The following is a 17,202-nucleotide window of genomic DNA, read 5'->3' on the forward strand; positions in this document are numbered from 1 at the left end:
TTGATTGGTTGAAATCGCTGTAAGGAGTTCTTCCGAATTATGCAAAGTCTAAAGAGCCCGTACACTTTATATAATCAACAAAGTGTGGGCTCCACTTTGCATAATAACTTACTTTTCATAACCAACGCCGCCTTTCTGGTTGGTGATGGCGATGATTTGCGTGTTCAATGACTTCACCTCATTTCTGATTGGTGTTGTCATGTGCCTGCACAGCAGTCCTGGAAATGACAAAAGCCGCCACTTGAAACAAGTGACGGCTTCGCCTAAATCCAATATTCTACTGTGTTTGAAATCAAAAGGCTTTGAGTTCCTTTCTGCTATTCATTTGTCGTTAATGAAACACCTCCTATAATTCGACTTATTTCAGTATGATTTTTCGGTTTGGAAAAGGATGAAAAAACCAGACTGAAAACCTCAAAACCCTTGATTCTACGGGGCTTTTCCGGTTTGTCGTAATTATACCGTAAGGGCACAGTGCGGTTTCGCTTCTGATTGACATGGGATTCTCTGCCACAGCCATCGCAGACCGGGTGGGCCATGAGAGCATCGACATCACCTATAACTACGCACACCTGTTTCCGTCCAAGCAAACGGAAATGGCGGATAAATTGAACATGGAAAGGAGCAATTAAAAATGTCAGCAAAGAATTTGGACAAGCACAAACGTTGGAGGAACAAGACCGTGGCTTTCCGGGTCTCCCCGGAGGAGGACACCCAGATCGAGACGGCGGTGAAGCTCACTGGTTTGACTAAACAGGATTACATCATCCGGCGGCTGCTCTGCCGGGATGTGGTGGTCCAGGGCAACCCCAGGGTCTATAAAGCACTGCGGAACCAGCTGGCCGCTGTACTGGACGAGCTGCGCAGGATTGAAGCTGGACAGGGCGTGAACGACGAGCTGCTGGACACCATCCAGATGATCGCTACTATTATGAACGGGATGCAGGAGGACTTTGCCTATGACCGATGAGAAAAAGAAAATGACCGCCCATGGCTCATCTGTTGGCGCAGATGATGGGCAGTCAATCTCTCAAAATTCCAAGACCACTATACCAGACCCGGACGAAAAAAGCAATTCCCCGGAGAGAGATTTGGAGGAACTTTACCGGAAAATGCGCCGCATGAGCGACCCGGCTTACCTGCACACTGTGACCCTGGACGAGCTGATGGACAATGTGTTCGAGGGCAAGTCCGCAGTGATTGAGAACCTGCTCTATACAGGAGCGTACATCCTTGCCGGAGCGCCTAAAATCGGCAAGTCCTTTCTGGTGGCGCAAATCGCCCACCATGTCAGCACCGGGCAAGACCTGTGGGGCTACAAAGTTCACCAGGGAACTGTGCTCTATCTTGCCCTAGAAGATGATGAGAGTCGGTTGCAGCGCCGGATGTTCCGTATGTTTGGAGTGGAGGGGACAAGATCCCTCCACTTCGCCACCAACTCTAAGATGATCGGCGGCGGCCTGGATGAACAGCTGGAAAAGTTCGTCCAGGAACACAGTGATACCAAGCTGATTATCGTGGATACCCTGCAAAAAGTCCGTGAGGCGGTGAGTGACAGTTACAGCTACTCCAGCGACTATGAGGTGATCGGCAAGCTGAAACAATTTGCTGACCGATATGGCGTCTGCGTCCTGATCGTTCACCACACCAGAAAGCAGCCTGCGGGAGACAGCTTTGAGATGATCTCGGGCACCACCGGCTTGTTGGGCTGTGCGGATGGGGCACTCCTGATGCAGAAGGAAAAGCGGACAGATAGCAAGGCCACTCTGGAGGTGGTGGGCAGAGATCAGCCGGATCAGCGGCTGTATTTGAGCAAGGATCAGGAGAGCCTGGTATGGGACCTCGACCATGCAGAAAATGAGCTTTGGAAACAGCCTCCAGACCCGATACTGGAAGCCGTAGCGAAGATCGTGTCTACTGACAACCGGGAATGGGAAGGCAGTCCCACAGAGCTGGCTCAGGCGATTCAAACGGATATGGCGGTGAACCGGCTTACGAAGCATCTGAATGTGAATGCCAGCCGCTTGCTGGAAGAACATCAGGTAAAATACGAGAACAAAACCAAACACGCTGGGCGGCGCATCCGGCTGACTTACATGGTGGTGGAAGCACCTACGTTTGAAGTAATCGAGTAAAGCGCGACGCTCGCAACGGTCGCGACGGTGTTTTGAGGGGTACTCCCAGCACCGTTGCGACCGTCGCCACCGTCGCGGAAAGGAAAAGCCGGGGTGGTATTTTGTCACCCCAGCTTCCAAGGAAAGTTCTATTTTAGGGCGTACCATATTAACAAAAGGGGTGAGCGATTCACGCACCCCTATGCTCCGAAACGGGGCACCGGGTACAGACGAAAAAGCGTTCGGAGAACGCGCAGCCACAGAATGAAATTCTGTGTTCAATAGGGGCTTGGGGACGCTGCCCTCAACAAGCAGACGGCAGGAAATGTGAGTGTGTATTAACACTCGCATTGCTTGCCGGATTTGTGTGTGGATAGCCACATGCATTGCTTGCCTGTATCTAAAACAACCGAAACGGCCCTTGTGCCGCTGCGGAAAATCAACTGAAATTCAAGTATTGGGAGGTAACGAGTATGAGAAAGATTTTGTCCTGTGAGTTCAACCCGGACACTGCCTGCGTGGAGCTGTGCATGGAAGATGGAACCATGTTGTCCATCGACTGCACCGCCGTGGAGAACGAGGTAGCGAACAGTATGTACCAGCGGTCGGAGCTGGACTGGCTGATCTATAACGATCCACTGTCCTATGCCGAACTGATTTTGAATGGGGACCCTGAATTATATCTAAAAGCAGTAACAAAGAAAACTCCGTTAGATTGATGGCAAAGAAAATCCGCCAGAAGCAGCACTCTAAAGGGTGCGCCTCTGACGGATTTTTTACATCTTATCAATCAAAGCAAATACAACGGCCTGCTGTTCTTCACTTAGCCTTGACCAGCGTTCCAGAAGCTTTTTCTGCGCCTCAGTCAAGGAAACAGGTGCATCTTCTTCGGCAAATAGCTGAGACAGTGTAATGCCAAAAGCTGTACAGATTTTCTCCAAGGATGGAATAGTCGGAACCATGTTCTTGCGATACCATGAGGAGATCGTAGATTGCGGCAAACCGGAGCGTTCTGCAAGCTGATACTCTGTCCAGCCCCGTTCCTCCCGATACGCGGTTATGACCGAGAGAATATCCTTCACCTGCATCACTCCTTTGCTTGTGTTTTTCGTAAATTATACTCTGATAAATCGTTGCGATTTAATCATTTATATCGTATAATTTTAACGATATATATAACTACAAAGGAGGGAGAACTTTGGGCGGAAAAAGCTGTTTTTTCATCGGCCACAGGGAGGCTTCGGAAGAAATTTATCCGGCATTGTATGCAGCTGTGGAGCAGAACATTGTTGAATATGGTGTCACAGAATTTATCGCCGGTCACTACGGAGGCTTTGACCCTCTTGCAGCGTCGGCAGTCAAAGAAGCAAAGCGTTTCTACCCAGAGGTGAGACTCACTTTGCTGCTGCCATACCATCCAGCAGAGAGGCCCATTCCAATGCTAGAAGGATTTGACGGAACATTCTATCCGCCAGGGATGGAAAGCGTTCCGCACAAGGTTGCAATCGTGAGAGCAAACCGCTATGTTGTGGATCATGTAGACTACCTCATCGCCTATGTCTGGCACCCCACCAGCAATGCGCGGGAGTTACTGGAGTATGCTCAAAGGAGAGAACGGAAAGGCAAAATAGCCGTTTCGGTATTACAACATAATTTTCTTCCAGCAAAAAATTGATAACAATTAAAGTCGCAAATTTATTCCTCAGAGGTTAGTTGTAATACGAAAAGGGATTGTAAATTTCGACTTCTTGCAATATAATAGAATTGGATTGTTGTAAGTAGGAGGGATCGCTGTGCTTGACTATCTGACTGTGAAAGAAGCTGGAGAAAAGTGGAATATATCTGGCCGCATGGTAACAGTGTATTGCAACAACGGAAAGATTAAAGGTGCAGTGAAAAAAGGCAACCTATGGTTGATTCCAGTAGATGCCGAAAAACCTCTGGATGGAAGGACGATTGCAGCGAGGAAAGCGAGGGGTGAACATGAACAAAAAACAGATGTCTGAACAGGACATTAGAACAAAGTATATTACCCCTGCAATTCTGGCTGCCGGCTGGGATCGCGACTTGCAGATCAGGGAGGAAGTTTCCTTCACAAAAGGCAAGATTACAGTACGCAGAAAAATTGTGAAGCGTGGAGAGCAAAAACGCGCAGATTATATTTTGTATTGGAAACCAAACATCCCACTGGCAATCGTGGAGGCAAAAGACAATAACCACAATATTGCGGATGGCATGGAGCAGGCTCTAAACTATGCCGAGATTTTAGATATCCCCTTTGTGTTTACATCTAACGGCGATGGATTTTCTTTTTATGGCAAGACGGCTGAGCATAATGTTCAGATAGAATTGGCCTTAGATCAGTTCCCTTCGCCGGAAGACTTGTGGGCTCGTTACAAGAAATTCAAGGGTATCACAGAGGCAAGTGAAAAAGTTGTAGCGCAGGATTATTACTACAATCCCAATGACGATAGAAAACCCCGATACTATCAATGTAACGCGATTAACCGGGTCGTTGAAGCGGTTGCCAGTGGGCAAAATAGGTTGTTGCTGACGATGGCAACTGGTACTGGTAAGACCTATACAGCGTTTCAGATTATTTATAGACTTTGGAAATCTCGGACGAAAAAACGAATTTTATTTTTGGCGGATCGGAATGTACTTGTGGATGACCCCATGCGTAAAGATTTTAAGTTCTTTAACGCTGATAGCAATAATCGGAAAATGACTAAGATCCGCGACAAGAAAGTGGACAAGGCTTATGAGGTCTATTTTGCAATTTATCAGGGGGTAACAGGGCAAGTAGGCTTTGCTGATACATATAAAGAGTTTTCTCCAGACTTTTTTGATCTGATTATCGTAGACGAATGCCATCGCGGCAGCGCAAAAGACGATTCTGCTTGGAGAAAAATTCTGGAATACTTTAAGAACGCTACGCAGATTGGTATGACGGCCACCCCCAAAGAGACGAAGGACACCTCCAATATTGAGTATTTCGGAGAACCGATCTATACCTATACTCTGCGTCAGGGTATTGAAGATGGTTTCCTTGCACCATATAAAGTTGTCCGTGTGGGAATTGATAAGGATTTGGAAGGTTATCGTCCCACAAAAGGTAAAAGGGACAAGTATGGGATTGAGATTGAAGATCGAGAATATAACATCAAGGATTATGACAAAAATCTGGTTCTCGAAAAGCGCACAGAACTTGTGGCGAAACGAGTATCTGACTTCTTGAAGAAAAACAATTCTCGTTTCGCTAAGACGATCTTTTTCTGTGTAGATATCGACCATGCTGCCCGTATGGCCCAGGCCCTTAGAAACGAAAATGGAGACCTGGTAAGGCAAAATCCCAAGTATGTAGTGCAGATGACCAGTGGCAGCGAAGGTGTCAAAGAGCTGGAAAACTTTATGACCGCAGATGAAGCATATCCTGTATTGGTGACTACAAGCAAATTACTGACAACAGGTGTAGATGCAGATACCGTAAAGTTCATTGTTCTGGATAGCAATATCAACAGCATGACGGAATTCAAACAGATTATTGGTCGCGGAACAAGAATCAACGAAGAGCATGACAAGCTTTATTTCACTATTATTGACTTCCGTAATGTGACCAAGTTATTTGCTGATAAGGATTTTGACGGCGATCCGGTGAAAGTCAAAGAAACCGATGGTGACATTCCTACGGAAGAAACGGAAGATACACCAACCGAGGATATTCCACAGGATGAGGTACCCAAGGAAGATGAACAGGAGGTCCCGCCAGATGTTACCTTCGATCCGGATGATGATACACCCAAACGGGTGAAATATTATGTTAATGATGTGCCTGTGTCCATTATCAATGAACGGGTACAATATTTGGACGCAGACGGCAAGTTAATTACTGAAAGCCTTGTAGATTACACCAGAAAGAATATCCGCAAGGAGTATGCCACACTGGACGAGTTTTTACAGCGGTGGAACAGTGCGCAGAAGAAAACGGCCATTGTTGAGGAACTGGAGCAAAAGGGTATCTTCTTTGAAGAACTACGGGAAGAAATCTCTAAGGATTTGGATCCCTTTGATCTTATTTGCCACATTGCCTTTGATATGCCGCCGCTGACACGAAAAGAGCGGGCCAACAATGTGAAAAAGCGCGGTTATTTTGGAAAATACAACGAGGTTGCAAAACAGGTCTTAGAAGCGTTGCTGGACAAATATGCAGACGAAGGACTGGCCAATCTCGAAAGCATGGAGGTTTTAAAAGTACCCGATGTCGCCCAATTTGGCACGCCGGTCGAAATACTGAAGTGCTTTGGCAACAAGAAAAAATTTATGGAAGCTATTGCAGAACTGGAAAACCAGCTGTATGTAGCATAGGAGAATCATTATGAGCATATCGGCTACAATCAAATCAGTGCAGGATATCATGCGGCAGGATGCCGGTGTAGATGGTGACGCACAGAGAATATCACAGCTTGTGTGGATGTTGTTCCTGAAGGTGTTTGACTCCAAGGAAAAGGAGTGGGACGCATTATCGGATGACTACACCTATATTATCCCTGACGGCTTGCGCTGGTCTGATTGGGCTGAAGATGACGAAGGTATTACCGGCGATGAACTGATCGACTTTGTAAACAATACGCTGTTCAAGACATTTAAAGATTGGCAGTTGACAGAGGCCAGTGATCCGAAAGCGGTCTTAGTGAAGTCCCTGTTTGAGGATAGCTATAACTACATGAAGTCCGGAACTCTAATGCGCAGCGTCATCAATAAACTCAACGAGATCGATTTTGATAGGGCTTCAGACCGCCATTTATTCAACGATATTTACGAGAATATTCTAAAGGACTTGCAGAGTGCCGGAAATTCCGGCGAATACTATACACCTCGTCCCGTTACGCAGTTTATGGTAGATATGGTCAATCCTCAGCTTGGCGAGCAAGTGCTGGATTTTGCCTGCGGCACTGGCGGTTTCCTCGTCTGTGCGCTGGAGCATTTGCGCAAACAGGTCTGTAACATTGATGATGAAGCACAGCTCCAGAACTCTATTTTAGGTGTAGAGAAAAAACCTCTCCCCCATATGCTCTGCACCACAAATTTGATTCTGCACAACATTGACAATCCGCAAATTAAGCATGATAACTCGTTAGGTTATCCGGTCAAAGATATTAAGCCCAAAGACAAGGTTGACATTATCTTGACCAATCCTCCTTTTGGCGGCATCGAAGAGGATGGAATTGAGGACAATTTCCCTGCAAACTATAAGACAAAGGAAACCGCAGATTTGTTCTTGGTACTGCTGATGTACAAATTGAAGCAGACCGGCAGAGCGGCAATTGTTCTTCCAGACGGCTTTTTATTCGGTGAAGGTGTCAAAACCGCCATTAAAGAAAAATTGCTGAGCGAGTTTAACCTTCATACGATTGTCCAGCTTCCCAATGGAGTTTTTGCTCCCTATACCGGCATTAACACAAACTTGCTCTTCCTGGAGCGTGGAACAACTCAAGAAATCTGGTTTTATGAACACCAGCTCCCGGAAGGGTATAAGAACTACACAAAGACGAAGCCAATTAAGTTAGAAGAGTTTGAAGCGGAAAAAGCATGGTGGAATGCCCGAAAAGAAACAGACTGTGCATGGAAAGTTAGTATCGATGAGGTTAAGGCTCGAGGGTATAATCTTGACTTCAAAAATCCTTCAACGCAGTTAGAGCAAAGTATCCCTTCTCCTGAAGAGGTAATTAGCAAAGTATCTGATTGTCTTACCAGAAGCAGACAAATTCTGTTGGAAATAGAGGAGTTGTTAAAATGAAAAAGCTATCTTTTCCAACGGTGAAATTGGGGAACTTTATTCGTGAAGTAAAAGAAAAAGTAAAAAGCTCAGGCGTTTCTCAAGATGATTTTACTGTTTATGGAGTGACAAACACAGACGGTATTACTGTTACAAATAACAAAGCAAGTGATGATTTGGGCAACTATACCGTTTTAAGAGAAAATCAGTTCGCGTATAATCCGTATCGAGTAAATGTCGGTTCCATTGGTTTATCTTTACCAGGTACTTTTGGGGCTGTAAGTCCTGCCTATGTTGTGTTTGAAACCAACGGACAGATCAGCAATGAGTTTTTGCTGTATTACTTAAAAAGCTCGTTGGGAATCAATTTAATCAAATGGTATGGGGATCGTGGCGGTGTGCGTTCTGCATTGCGATTTTCCGATCTGAAAAAGATTGATTTTCCCGATATTACCTTGGAGCAGCAAAATAAGCTTCTGATAAAAATTAAAAACCTCGATGAATTGCTCTGTGAACTGTATAAAAACTTGTCTGACGATAAGATCGAAATCCTTCGTCAATCTATCTTGCAGCAAGCGGTAGAAGGTAGGCTCTGTGAGCAGGGTCCCAATGATGAGCCAGCCAGCGTGTTGCTTGAAAAAATTAAAGCTGAAAAAGAGCGTTTAATTGCCGAGAAAAAAATCAAAAAGCAAAAACTACTACCTCCCATCAGCGAAGAGGAGAAACCTTTTGAACTTCCGAAAGGTTGGGAGTGGTGTAGACTTGGAGAAATACTATATGAAGCACCTCGAAATGGCTACTCTCCTCCTAAGGTTGAACGAGAGACAAACACACGAGTTTTGACATTAACTGCTACGACCTCTGGAACACTAGACCTTCATCATTACAAATATATTGAAGATACAATTAGCGAATCATCTTTTTTATGGATTAAACAAGGAGATGTGTTAATTCAAAGGAGTAATTCTTTGGATTATGTCGGAACCGTATGTTTGTGTGATGAAATGATAACAGGATACATTTACCCTGATCTTATGATGAAAGCAAATGTGTCCAATGAAGCAGATCTGCACTACATTGTGTATTATTTAAAGAGTCCTTTTGCCAGACAATATTTTAAAGGCCACGCAACTGGAACTTCAAATAGTATGAAAAAAATTACGCAAAGCGTGGTAAGCGAAATACCTGTCGCGCTTCCACCTATAAATGAACAAAAACAAATTGTAAAGAAAATACACGAATTGCTTGCGTTAAATCAAAAAATGAAGCAAGAATTGTTGCAAGCAAGAAAATATGCTTCTCAACTTATGGAGTCGGTCTTACAAGAAACGTTTAGCGTACAAGAAACTGCAAAGCCTGCACAGGTTATCGAATTTCGTCCGGATCAGACAGTACCCAAAACTGAGTTGTTGGCAGCTGCTCGCGGTAAGATTCGGGAGGACACCTGGGAGCATCTTTGCAAACGAGCCCTGGAGATTGTTGGCGAGGAAAGCTGATGGACTGGAGACGCAAACGACAAATCAGGAATTTAGTCGATGGAATTCTGGAGCAAAATGTCTTGCATCGTCCACCAATAGAGTTGATTCCTGCTATAATGAAACAGCGGGGGATCATATTCGAGGAACGAGACGAGGATGATGAAGAGTTCTGCGGCGTATATATGGTGGTGAAGCAGGCAAAAATTATCTTTGTCAACGCCAATCTTCGAACATCCCGCAAACACTTTACCATTGCCCATGAGTTGGGCCATCATTACTTAGGCCACCCATTACAAAACGGCGCTATTATCTGTGATAGCGATAGCGTGTTTGGGAAAAATAAGCCGGAACAGGAAAAAGAAGCAGACTATTTTGCCGCCTGCTTCCTGATGCCGGAAAATCTGGTCAAACGAAAGCGGATAGAGTTTTTTGATGATTGCCCGAAGCAGACAACGCTGTTTCTGGAAGATCAGCAGCTGGAACAGCAGCATCAATTGCAGCGATATCTGAGTGACTACTTTCAAGTATCAATGGAAGCGATGGGATATCGCTTAGACGAATTAAAGCTAGGTTAGAAAAGGAGGGGTGAGAGTGTTTTTACGGTACATTGTAAGCAATTTTAAATCCATTGGGCATCCCGTAGAGTTTAGCATGTTCCCAACGGAAGAAAGCACCGATGAGCGCTTTTTGAAAACAATCACAACAAAAGCCGGTGAATGGAAGGTGTTGCGGCGTGGTGGCTTTTTTGGCCCCAATGCATCGGGCAAATCTTCCTTTATCGAATCGATTGATTTTGCCCGGGATTATATCGTTGATGGACAGAAAAGCGGAAAAGGAACGGGTGTCAACCAGTTTAGAGGTGATTTTGAAGATCTTGAGGGAATCTCTTCTTTCCAGTTCATGTTTTACATTGAAGGCGAAGTTTATGAGTATGGTTTTTCTTTGGATCGGCGCCAAGTGCATGAAGAATGGCTGATGCAGCTGACTGAAAAAGATCTTGAGCCGTTATTTACTCGTGTTACAGATGAGAATGGCAAAACAGAGATAGAAATTGAATCAAGATTCGCGCGCAATAAATCCAAGGATAGAATGTTGGCTGATGTCCTCAAAGAGAGCATTCAAGAGAGTCAGAAAAATCAGCTTTTCCTATACAAGCTGTATGATAATGGAATCAAAAAGGCAGAAAGAATTGTCCGATGGTTTAAAAATCTGCAAGTTATTTTCCCTGAAACCACAGTCCAAGCACTTCCCATTCGCATGAAAGCAGATGAAGACCTACGCAATTATATCGCAAGAATGCTCAATAAGATGGATACGGGCGTCTATGAGATTTCTGTGGCAAGTGACGAGATTGATTTCCATGAATTTGCGCAGAAGTTGGATTTGCCCAAAGAAATCGTTGATGATATTGAAGAAATTAAAAATGGAATCGTAAATTTGGCTGGAAGATACTTTATTTTTGCAGAAAACAAAAAGAAAAAGACTATTTTGGTTCAGCTTAAGTTTAACCATCGGCTAAATAGCAAAAGAGTTCAGTTTAATATAGACGAAGAATCTGATGGTACACAGCGTTTGGTTGATTTACTTCCAATGCTATTCACCATTGGTAAGAATCCAACTATTTACTTTGTTGATGAGATTGATAGGAGTTTGCACACAAAGCTCTCTCTGTTTTTGCTTGATGAATTTGCCTGTAGAGCACAAGAAGGAAGCAACCAGATTATTTTTACCGCACATGATGTGAACTTAATAAATCTAGATAACTTCCGCCAAGATGAGATCTGGTTTATTGAAAAAACTCAAATGGGCGAATCTACTTTAAAGCCATTTTCTGATTTTGAAGTCAAAGAAGGTCAAGACACTTTAAAAGCTTATTTGAGCGGTAGGTTTGGTGCTGTTCCAATGATAAGGGGGATGTACTAATGCCGCTTCTTAAAAGTAGAGTACCTTTTACCCCGCAAAATCCTTACCGTGTGGTTAGACCGAAAACCAGTAAAATTATTTTTCTTTCATGTGAAGGAAGTGTGACAGAGGAAGAATACTTTGGTTTGATTTCAGACATTTATAGCGGGATAAAAAGCAAGATTCAGTTTATTTCTATTGCGGAAGATGCTGTTTTTACTGCTCCTAAATGTAGAACACAAGAACAAGTGAGGATGCTCAGCAAAGTGCGTCCGAAACATTTGGTCGAACGAATTGATCAATTTAAAGCTGAAAAAGACGATATTTATCAGTTTGAAGAGTATCCGGAAGATGAATTTTGGATTTTAACAGATGTGGATCAGAATTGGTCAAGTCAGGTTATTGATCCCCAAAATGCTAAGACATATAAAGATGAGTGGGATGATGCAATAGCGGCATGTGACGAAAAAGGATATCACTATGCAGTAAGCAATCCTTTTTTTGAGATATGGCTGCTATTGCATCACGACCAGCCTTCTGAAGAAGATAAAAGTTTTGCTGTATCTGATAGCCATTCTTATGAAAAAACAAGTCACTTCCGTACAAGACTGTCAGAACTTGGCGCACCTTTAAAGGACAAGAAGCATATCAACTCTTCAAACTATAACGATGAAAAAATTAAAACGGCAGTTCATCGAGCTGAAGAGTTACATGTGGATAAGACAGATATGTGTCCACGGTATTTTGCCACTACGGTATATCTACTTTTGAAAAAAATATTTGAAATGCTACCAGAAGAAATCTAGGTAAAAGATGTAGGCAGATAAAATATTGAGTCTACCCATTCTTTATCATATAGATAAATGGATTTCACTTTACCAGGTGATTTTTTATGTGGTATAATCATTCAATACATAGGGGACCGGTACTTTCTGCTGGCAACACTATGGCAACAAAAAATCAGATAGCCCCTACTATCTGAATAATGAAAATAATGCCGATACCCTGAACTAAATCTCATAAGCAAATCTGTTTAGAAAACATCTAACAGGAGCGAGTTTGAATAATGAAAGATACCTGAAAAACCCAGTGTTTATGCGGGGTTTCAGCACTTCAAGAAGTCTTTTGATAACAAATTGATAACAGTTGTATAAGAACCATTATTCTTGTAATCCAGTGGTTTTATGGTTAGAGGATGATTAACAGGCGGTTGTGCAACAAATAAATCCATATTAGAAAGCCCTTAGCTGTGGGTATGAAACTCATGGCTAAGGGCTTTTTATTGTGCTTATTTTTAGTCGATATCTTCGGAAAGAATTTTTTTAAAACTCTGAAAGTTATCGCCAAATTCTTTGTAAAATTCTCGTTTTGATATAGGTTTCTTTGTGGAGAGTTTTTCATATAAGGTGTATGCAGCAGTTACTAAAGTCAGTGTGTTGAAATCGGTGATTTCATTAATTATTTCTTAATCGTGATTAGAAATCAATGTTGTATCCTCCTTACGCTAATCAATGAGTTTATCCTTGAATGCTTCAATTAGAGCGTCACTAAGTTCCTGTGAGGGTACTTCCGCCCATCTCTGTGTGGTATCGAACTTCGGATAGGCCCGTATCCGGGCTGTTTTTTCTATGACTGACAACAGATGATCTACAGTATTTTCTTCCCATCCGGCAAGCCATATCAAAGTTTTCTCCTCTGCTTTTGTCAATTCCACACCTGCCAGTTATCCCCAAAGGGGAAGTTTATGAAAGCCATATCTTCATGAAAAAGGATGAATGGTTTAAGAACAAAGCCTTTACCAAAGAAGTTAAAGAGTTGTTTACTGATACAATTAACTGCTATGTAAAAGAAGAATCAGAAAAACTTTCTGTATTCCAGCAGGGCGGCGTTTATCTGGCAACGAAGAAAATCGGAAAGAATAATCCGAAAGCAGAGAAGATAAAGTCAGACAATGCGGCAAGGCAGGAATGGAATCGTACAGTTGATGTGGCATTAGTCGAGGGTGTTCCCGAAGAAGATATTTTGAAGATTAAGCAGGAAAAAATCACAGACAAAACGCTACAATCTATCAGGACACACGGTTGGCTGCCGGATATGTTCCGTCAGATTATCCGAGGTGCGAAAGACTTTTTACAGGAAGTAATTTTCAAATTTAAGCTACCGCCTAAACCTGTACCAAAGATTGATTTGCAAGAGTGGAAAGATATGCAGAAGGTCATGTATGAATTGCAGGGGCAGTCAAGGGAGATAAAATGCACACAGCAGGATGTTTCTTCTTTGAAAAAGCAACTGTCAGAGTTACGAGGATTATTTAAAGGCAAAGAGCGAAAATCTCTGGAAGGGAGAATTGCACTGTTAGAGGATTTGGAAAAACGTCTGCACAGGAGTATGGAGCAGATAGTAAAACGGGAAGGTTATCCCAATGTGCAAGCTTTTCAGAAGGTCTATAATAAGGCAGAAGAACTGATTATAGAATACAATGAAGAACTAAGGGTATGGAAAAATCAGACGGAACAGAAGAAAGAGAAACCGTTAGAACAGCCGAAAAAAGCGAGCGTACTGGAAAAGCTACACCGCTATCAGCAGGAAGGCAGACAGCAGCCAAAACGGTCAGTCAAGAAGAAATCTATGGATAGAGAACGATAAGAAAGGTGGAAATGATTATGAAGAAAACAATTTTTGAAGAAATGGGTGGCACTTATATCAGATACGGGGGTTATCTTATCCCCTGTCTTACCTTGTCGGCGGAAGAACAGAGATTTATCGGCGTATGGGGACAACGACATAAACGCTATTTGAAAGAACATAAGAGAGCGGTTTATATTACTTTGCTTACAAGTGGCAGGCTGGATAGTTATCTTGCGGATATAGAAGAACAGGCACAGGAACGCTTTGAAAGGATTGTAGAGCAGATGAAACAGGTACAGGGGATTACAGAACAGTTAAAGGCAGAAATTCAGATGGAATGGGTAGCGAGAATGAACAATATACAAGTGTGTGCAAGGGAGATTGTGGATAAAGAAATGATTTATCAATAAAGAAAGTGATATGGTGGAAAGCAAGTCTGAAAATGGCTTGCTTTTCACTTTACGATGAAATTTGGAAGTTGTATAATTATAGTAAAGAGAAAACAGTTTGAAATAAAGTATAGATTTTATTGGTATGGAGGATTTTATAGTAGAAGTTAATTTTTATGATAATATAGATGAAAAAATGTTGAAATTTGCTGTTATTATTTCTAAAACAAATGGGAAATGGGTATTTTGTAAGCATAAAGAAAGAGATACACTTGAAGTTCCAGGCGGGCATAGAGAAAATGGAGAAACAATTTTAGAAACTGCAAGACGTGAATTAAGGGAAGAAACCGGAGCAATAGATTTTATAATTGAACCAATTTGTATATATTCTGTCAAGGGTAAAACCAGAGTGAATGAAAATATTCATACAGAAACATTTGGAATGCTATTTATAGCAAATATATTTAGTTTTGAGGAAATACATAGTGTGATAGAACGAATTGTAATTGTAGACAATTTAGTTGATAATTGGACATACCCATGTATTCAACCTAAATTGATCGAAGAAGCGAAAAATAGAGGATTTTTATAAAGGTAAGGGCAATTATGAGAGAAGATATTTTGAAGAGTTTACAAAAAGAAATTTATGAAAGATGTCAAAAAGAAACAAATAAATTTGGTATGGGATGCTATTATCATATTGTAGCGGTGGTAAAAAACGCAGAGATTTTAGCTGATAAATATAAAGCAGATAAAGAAGTTGTTATGATTGCAGGATGGTTACATGACGTTGCCTCTATTACTGATTATAGTTTATATGAACTTCATCATGTATATGGTGCAAAAATGGCATACGATATTTTAAAAGAATATAATTATGATGAGAAAAAGATTATTATGGTACAAGAATGTATTAAAAGTCACAGAGGGAGTGTGAATTTGAGAAAAAATAGTATTGAAGAGTTGTGTGTTGCTGATGCTGATGCGATTTCTCATTTTGATAGTGTGCCCAGTTTATTGTATTTGGCTTATGTTCAAAGAGGAATGGGAATCGAAGATGGTAAGGAATTTGTGAAAGGAAAATTGAAAAGAAGTTTTCAAAAATTATCTCCAGAAAGCAAAAAATACTATAAAACTAAATTTGAAAAAGTTATGGAAGTTTTAGCTGATATATTCTTGGAAACTAAAGTTGATTTTCTAAGCAAAATCGCTTATAATTTGAGTCAGAGCATATTGCTATTATCCACAGTTACAGAGCGAGTGTTATCAATGCCGATAACAAAATGATAACATTAGCCCGTATAGGCAGGATAATATGGATAAATCAAATAATCAAAAGAAATAGAAACACGACAACAAATAATCACTAAACAAAATTGATTAGTAATTGTCGAGTTTGAATAGCCTGAGGTAGTGCACAAGTACTATTTTAACACTATAATTTAAGCCAATTCACAGTTCAAAACCTTGCAGAAATGCATGGTTTCGGGCTGCTTTTTGTTGTGTGATACAAGGAAAAGAGATTCCGTTAAGTTTTATGAGAAAGATCAAAGACCAAAGCTGAAAGAGAATATATGGCTTTCGAAAGAATACATGATTCAGATAAATTTACTTCCATATTTTGATAATAGAAACATATTAATTAAAATAGACTGCGCATAAAAAGCGCAATCGTTCTCTCTTTTGAACCGAAAATTGCATGAAAAACAAATTGCATGAAAAACTGGTTGAAAAAAATCAACTATTGTGGTAGTATACTCATAGGCCGTAGGGAGGTGTGGGTAATGCCTTAATCCAAATTTCCCATTAGCGGGATTAAGAATGGTAAATCCATTCTTTTTTTTTACCCAAAGGAGTGAAGCCATGGCAAGCATAGAGCCACCAATTACGCTTGAACAACAAGTTGTAATGATGAAAAAATATGTTTTGTTTCGACAGCGAAAGAGGATTCAGGAATTCCTGGCTTATGCAGGATATTTTCGTGCCAGTAGGTATGGTAAGTATTTACTGTCGCAGGTAGGTGCAGTCGGAAGAAAGTCAAAACAAGATGATCTGTTTCAACTGTATGCATTTGATGTAAATCTTAGAAGAATTTTGAACTATTATTGCAATCGTGTAGAGGTGAATTTTAAGAGTGCATTGTCTAATGCCTGTGCAATAAATCTTAATGATGGTACATTTTATCTTGATAAGCAGTATTACACACCATCAAGAGCTGAAAGAGACGCAAAGAAAAGAAAACATAATATTAGATGCTTCAATAATAGATTCTTTCCATATATCGTTAAGAAAGAATCAGATCTAAGAAAATATATTGTTAAGTACCCTGAGTTAAAAGAATATAGAAGCGGCGGCAATCGACACCACACAATTTGCCAATATGGGTTACATTTTCATATATGGAGATGGGGACAGTAACGATGATGTATAGCTATCTTCGAGGCGATTTAAGAAAGAAAGTTTTAGAATATTCGTTTGGAAAAGGAAGATATACAAAGAAGGATACAGAACTGGTTGATACTTGGTTAGATGCAGTGCGTAACCTTAGAAATTATTGTGCGCATAATTCTATGGTAGTAGGTATGAATTCATCCGTAGTTCTTTTGGATCCACAGGATCAGCAATCTGTTTTAACCAAGGATAATGATCTGTTTTCAAGATTGTATGCACTTAATAAATTGTTGCCAAAAGAGGATACAAAGCGCTTAAAAAATGATATAATGAAGTTGGTAAAGAAAACACCAATAGATGTATATCTTTTGAATATCCTTCCGAGGGATTGGGAAGATTAGTGTGAAAGAAAGTAGAGGAAAACCATAAATGGACGCACTTGAATAAGCTGTCTAAGGCAGGCAACTTTTTGAAGTGTTATAGAGTTAGGAAATTAGATCAAGAAGCTAATGGTTCATCAGGCG

The 17,202-nt window shown here is 41.4% G+C and carries 21 protein-coding genes and 1 pseudogene; 19 read left to right on the forward strand and 3 right to left on the reverse strand.

Translation table 11 applies throughout. The features are described from left to right. Positions 1 to 108: 108 nt before the first annotated feature. Positions 109 to 201 (reverse strand): ParA family protein, encoded by a 93-nt coding sequence (locus FYJ45_RS33345; protein WP_408609543.1) that lies wholly within the window; start codon positions 199 to 201, stop codon positions 109 to 111. Between the two features lie 269 nt (positions 202 to 470). Between FYJ45_RS33345 and FYJ45_RS32880 the strand changes: the two are divergent. From FYJ45_RS32880 to FYJ45_RS27040, 4 genes and pseudogenes are all read left to right on the forward strand, one after another. Further along, positions 471 to 632, forward strand: a pseudogene (locus FYJ45_RS32880) (site-specific integrase); the annotation flags it as partial. A gap of 2 nt (positions 633 to 634) precedes the next feature. Then, positions 635 to 970: a plasmid mobilization protein gene (locus FYJ45_RS27030; RefSeq protein ID WP_154468117.1), complete on the forward strand. Its 336-nt coding sequence runs from the start codon at positions 635 to 637 to the stop codon at positions 968 to 970. Beyond that, on the forward strand, positions 960 to 2,135 hold the full coding sequence (locus FYJ45_RS27035; RefSeq protein WP_154468118.1) for an AAA family ATPase: 1,176 nt from the start codon (positions 960 to 962) through the stop codon (positions 2,133 to 2,135). The genes FYJ45_RS27030 and FYJ45_RS27035 overlap by 11 nt, the downstream gene beginning before the upstream one ends. 452 nt (positions 2,136 to 2,587) lie before the next feature. Next, a complete protein-coding gene (locus tag FYJ45_RS27040; protein ID WP_154468119.1) occupies positions 2,588 to 2,833 on the forward strand; it encodes a DUF6061 family protein in 246 nt (81 codons plus the stop codon). Between the two features lie 57 nt (positions 2,834 to 2,890). Here FYJ45_RS27040 and FYJ45_RS27045 read toward each other — a convergent pair whose 3' ends face one another. Continuing rightward, complete coding sequence (locus tag FYJ45_RS27045; RefSeq protein ID WP_087340460.1) at positions 2,891 to 3,196, reverse strand: helix-turn-helix domain-containing protein; 306 nt, start codon at positions 3,194 to 3,196, stop codon at positions 2,891 to 2,893. Between the two features lie 116 nt (positions 3,197 to 3,312). On the opposite strand from FYJ45_RS27045, the gene FYJ45_RS27050 reads away from it, so the two are divergent. The 8 genes from FYJ45_RS27050 (at position 3,313) to FYJ45_RS27085 (ending at position 12,076) form a co-directional block, all read left to right on the forward strand. Then, on the forward strand, positions 3,313 to 3,789 hold the full coding sequence (locus FYJ45_RS27050) for a hypothetical protein (RefSeq protein ID WP_154468120.1): 477 nt from the start codon (positions 3,313 to 3,315) through the stop codon (positions 3,787 to 3,789). 118 nt (positions 3,790 to 3,907) lie between these two features. Beyond that, on the forward strand, positions 3,908 to 4,120 hold the full coding sequence (locus tag FYJ45_RS27055) for a helix-turn-helix domain-containing protein (RefSeq protein ID WP_087413926.1): 213 nt from the start codon (positions 3,908 to 3,910) through the stop codon (positions 4,118 to 4,120). After that, complete coding sequence (hsdR, locus tag FYJ45_RS27060) at positions 4,098 to 6,479, forward strand: EcoAI/FtnUII family type I restriction enzme subunit R (RefSeq protein ID WP_154468121.1); 2,382 nt, start codon at positions 4,098 to 4,100, stop codon at positions 6,477 to 6,479. Before FYJ45_RS27055 ends, hsdR begins: the two co-directional genes overlap by 23 nt. Before the next feature lie 10 nt (positions 6,480 to 6,489). Further along, on the forward strand, positions 6,490 to 7,911 hold the full coding sequence (locus FYJ45_RS27065) for a class I SAM-dependent DNA methyltransferase (protein ID WP_154468122.1): 1,422 nt from the start codon (positions 6,490 to 6,492) through the stop codon (positions 7,909 to 7,911). Next, a complete protein-coding gene (locus tag FYJ45_RS27070; RefSeq protein ID WP_154468123.1) occupies positions 7,908 to 9,386 on the forward strand; it encodes a restriction endonuclease subunit S in 1,479 nt (492 codons plus the stop codon). Before FYJ45_RS27065 ends, FYJ45_RS27070 begins: the two co-directional genes overlap by 4 nt. After that, positions 9,386 to 9,943, forward strand: coding sequence for an ImmA/IrrE family metallo-endopeptidase (locus FYJ45_RS27075; RefSeq protein ID WP_154468124.1), 558 nt, complete (start codon positions 9,386 to 9,388; stop codon positions 9,941 to 9,943). Before FYJ45_RS27070 ends, FYJ45_RS27075 begins: the two co-directional genes overlap by 1 nt. Positions 9,944 to 9,959: 16 nt before the next feature. Beyond that, the gene (locus tag FYJ45_RS27080; RefSeq protein WP_154468125.1) at positions 9,960 to 11,291 is read left to right on the forward strand and encodes an AAA family ATPase; all 1,332 of its coding nucleotides are present in this window, start codon (positions 9,960 to 9,962) and stop codon (positions 11,289 to 11,291) included. After that, entirely contained in the window at positions 11,291 to 12,076 is a 786-nt protein-coding gene (locus FYJ45_RS27085) for an RloB family protein (protein ID WP_154468126.1), read from the forward strand. Before FYJ45_RS27080 ends, FYJ45_RS27085 begins: the two co-directional genes overlap by 1 nt. Positions 12,077 to 12,774: 698 nt before the next feature. Here the strand turns inward: FYJ45_RS27085 and FYJ45_RS33460 are convergent. Beyond that, on the reverse strand, positions 12,775 to 12,984 hold the full coding sequence (locus FYJ45_RS33460) for a hypothetical protein (protein WP_330588844.1): 210 nt from the start codon (positions 12,982 to 12,984) through the stop codon (positions 12,775 to 12,777). Positions 12,985 to 13,031: 47 nt separating this feature from the next. On the opposite strand from FYJ45_RS33460, the gene FYJ45_RS27095 reads away from it, so the two are divergent. The 7 genes from FYJ45_RS27095 (at position 13,032) to FYJ45_RS31585 (ending at position 17,079) form a co-directional block, all read left to right on the forward strand. Beyond that, positions 13,032 to 13,916, forward strand: coding sequence for a MobA/MobL family protein (locus FYJ45_RS27095; protein WP_235931036.1), 885 nt, complete (start codon positions 13,032 to 13,034; stop codon positions 13,914 to 13,916). 17 nt (positions 13,917 to 13,933) lie between these two features. Further along, the gene (locus FYJ45_RS27100) at positions 13,934 to 14,308 is read left to right on the forward strand and encodes a TnpV protein (RefSeq protein WP_154468128.1); all 375 of its coding nucleotides are present in this window, start codon (positions 13,934 to 13,936) and stop codon (positions 14,306 to 14,308) included. Between the two features lie 124 nt (positions 14,309 to 14,432). Continuing rightward, the gene (locus FYJ45_RS27105; RefSeq protein ID WP_154468129.1) at positions 14,433 to 14,879 is read left to right on the forward strand and encodes an NUDIX hydrolase; all 447 of its coding nucleotides are present in this window, start codon (positions 14,433 to 14,435) and stop codon (positions 14,877 to 14,879) included. Positions 14,880 to 14,893: 14 nt separating this feature from the next. After that, complete coding sequence (locus FYJ45_RS27110; RefSeq protein ID WP_154468130.1) at positions 14,894 to 15,574, forward strand: HD domain-containing protein; 681 nt, start codon at positions 14,894 to 14,896, stop codon at positions 15,572 to 15,574. Between the two features lie 192 nt (positions 15,575 to 15,766). Then, complete coding sequence (locus tag FYJ45_RS29940; RefSeq protein ID WP_195842006.1) at positions 15,767 to 15,949, forward strand: tyrosine-type recombinase/integrase; 183 nt, start codon at positions 15,767 to 15,769, stop codon at positions 15,947 to 15,949. 201 nt (positions 15,950 to 16,150) lie between these two features. Next, on the forward strand, positions 16,151 to 16,705 hold the full coding sequence (locus tag FYJ45_RS31580; protein WP_268890995.1) for an Abi family protein: 555 nt from the start codon (positions 16,151 to 16,153) through the stop codon (positions 16,703 to 16,705). A 2-nt stretch (positions 16,706 to 16,707) separates the two neighbouring features. Continuing rightward, complete coding sequence (locus FYJ45_RS31585; protein WP_268890997.1) at positions 16,708 to 17,079, forward strand: Abi family protein; 372 nt, start codon at positions 16,708 to 16,710, stop codon at positions 17,077 to 17,079. Positions 17,080 to 17,202 lie beyond the last annotated feature (123 nt).

Source organism: Eisenbergiella porci (assembly GCF_009696275.1).
In the GTDB taxonomy this organism is placed as follows: Bacteria; Bacillota; Clostridia; order Lachnospirales; family Lachnospiraceae; genus Eisenbergiella; species Eisenbergiella porci.

Coding starts and splice junctions, on each gene's coding strand:
- FYJ45_RS27075 (WP_154468124.1), top strand. CDS start 9,386: ATGGACTGGAGACGCAAACGACAAATCAGGAATTTAGTCGATGGAATT.
- FYJ45_RS27035 (WP_154468118.1), top strand. CDS start 960: ATGACCGATGAGAAAAAGAAAATGACCGCCCATGGCTCATCTGTTGGC.
- FYJ45_RS27085 (WP_154468126.1), top strand. CDS start 11,291: ATGCCGCTTCTTAAAAGTAGAGTACCTTTTACCCCGCAAAATCCTTAC.
- FYJ45_RS27095 (WP_235931036.1), top strand. CDS start 13,032: ATGAAAAAGGATGAATGGTTTAAGAACAAAGCCTTTACCAAAGAAGTT.
- FYJ45_RS27030 (WP_154468117.1), top strand. CDS start 635: ATGTCAGCAAAGAATTTGGACAAGCACAAACGTTGGAGGAACAAGACC.
- FYJ45_RS27040 (WP_154468119.1), top strand. CDS start 2,588: ATGAGAAAGATTTTGTCCTGTGAGTTCAACCCGGACACTGCCTGCGTG.
- FYJ45_RS27105 (WP_154468129.1), top strand. CDS start 14,433: ATGGAGGATTTTATAGTAGAAGTTAATTTTTATGATAATATAGATGAA.
- FYJ45_RS31585 (WP_268890997.1), top strand. CDS start 16,708: ATGATGTATAGCTATCTTCGAGGCGATTTAAGAAAGAAAGTTTTAGAA.
- FYJ45_RS29940 (WP_195842006.1), top strand. CDS start 15,767: ATGGTTTCGGGCTGCTTTTTGTTGTGTGATACAAGGAAAAGAGATTCC.
- hsdR (WP_154468121.1), top strand. CDS start 4,098: ATGAACAAAAAACAGATGTCTGAACAGGACATTAGAACAAAGTATATT.
- FYJ45_RS27110 (WP_154468130.1), top strand. CDS start 14,894: ATGAGAGAAGATATTTTGAAGAGTTTACAAAAAGAAATTTATGAAAGA.
- FYJ45_RS31580 (WP_268890995.1), top strand. CDS start 16,151: ATGGCAAGCATAGAGCCACCAATTACGCTTGAACAACAAGTTGTAATG.
- FYJ45_RS27100 (WP_154468128.1), top strand. CDS start 13,934: ATGAAGAAAACAATTTTTGAAGAAATGGGTGGCACTTATATCAGATAC.
- FYJ45_RS33345 (WP_408609543.1), bottom strand. CDS start 201: ATGACAACACCAATCAGAAATGAGGTGAAGTCATTGAACACGCAAATC.
- FYJ45_RS27065 (WP_154468122.1), top strand. CDS start 6,490: ATGAGCATATCGGCTACAATCAAATCAGTGCAGGATATCATGCGGCAG.
- FYJ45_RS27070 (WP_154468123.1), top strand. CDS start 7,908: ATGAAAAAGCTATCTTTTCCAACGGTGAAATTGGGGAACTTTATTCGT.